This is a genomic window from Streptomyces sp. SID3212, assembly GCF_009865405.1.
Taxonomy (GTDB): Bacteria; Actinomycetota; Actinomycetes; order Streptomycetales; family Streptomycetaceae; genus Streptomyces.
The window spans coordinates 1-1,301 of sequence record NZ_WWJY01000815.1 but is presented as its reverse complement, the minus strand read 5'-3'; the positions used below and the strand labels follow the sequence as shown (position 1 = coordinate 1,301).

The following is a 1,301-nucleotide window of genomic DNA, read 5'->3' as shown; positions in this document are numbered from 1 at the left end:
GCCAGACCCCACTTCGCGGACACGCCCTAGGAGCGTACTTCGAGGAGGGGGACGAGCTGTTCGACGGGGGTCATCGAGCCGTGCATCCCGACCATCGCGGACTCGTGGGGCTCCTTCACCGAGGCGGTGATCACGACGTCGGCGTGGGCCGCCGCGACCACGTCGCCGATCCTGCCGTACACCCGCTCCTCCACCGTGCCCGGCGGGCCGAACCAGCCCGCCTCGACGGCCTCGTCGCGGCTCGCCACCCAGAAGCGGTCGCCGATCACCTCGCGCCACACGGTCAGGACGTCGGCCTCGGCGCCCGGGACGGCGTACACGTGACGGGCGCGGCCCTCTCCGCCCAGCAGGGCGACCCCGGCGCGCAGCTCCCAGTCCTCGTCGAAGTCGATGCGCGACTCCTCGTCGAAGGGGATGTCGATCATGCCGTGGTCGGCGGTGACGTAGAGCGCGGCGCGGGGCGGGAGTTGCTCGGCGAGGCGCTGGACGAGCCGGTCGACGTACATCAACTGCCCGCGCCAGGCGTCGGAGTCGACGCCGAAGCGGTGGCCCTTGCCGTCGACCTCGCTGTAGTACGTGTAGACCAGCGACCGGTCGGCGGCGGCGAGTTGGGCGGCGGCGAGGTCCATCCGGTCCTCGCCGGTGAGCCGGCCGTGGAACGTGCCTCCGCTCAGCGCGACCTGGGTGAGCGGGGTGTTCCGGAACGTCGGGGACGACACCTGGGCCGTGTGCACGCCGGCTGCGTCGGCGAGCTGGAAGACCGTCGGGTACGGCTGCCAGACGTGCGGCGCGGTCCAGGGCTGCCAGCGGAGCTGGTTCATCAGCGCGCCCGTAGCGGGGTCGCGGACGGTGTAGCCGGGCAGGCCGTGCGCGCCGGGCGGCAGGCCGGTGCCGACGGAGGCGAGGGAGGTCGCGGTGGTGGCGGGGAACCCGGCGGTGATCGGCCGTCCCGTGGAGCCCCGGGAGGTGCCGAGCAGGGAGGTCAGGTACGGCGCTTCGGCGGCGTGGGCCTTGATCTGCTCCCAGCCGAGGCCGTCGATCAGGAAGACGCAGTTGCGGTCGGCGGGGGTGAGTTCGGGGATCGCCGCGGTCAGGTTCGGTACGCCCTGTCCGGCGGCGAGGGTGGGGAGCAGGTCGGCGAGGGAACCGCTGCCGTACTCCGGTACGGGGGCGGTGCCGAGGGCCAGCGGGAGCGGGTCGTCCGGCCAGCGGACCGTGGCAGGGGTGTGCGCCGGTACGGGGGTGTGCGCCGGTACGGGCCGGGAGCCGGTCTGCGGGGTCGGCGTCGGCGGCTGCCGGGG

At 74.1% G+C, this 1,301-nt stretch carries 1 protein-coding gene; it reads right to left on the bottom strand.

Features of this window, described 5'->3' with window-relative positions:
* Positions 1-26: 26 nt before the first annotated feature.
* Positions 27-1,187, bottom strand: a complete 1,161-nt coding sequence (locus tag GT042_RS24690) for a nucleotide pyrophosphatase/phosphodiesterase family protein (RefSeq protein ID WP_161310928.1) — start codon at positions 1,185-1,187, stop codon at positions 27-29.
* Positions 1,188-1,301: the final 114 nt, after the last annotated feature.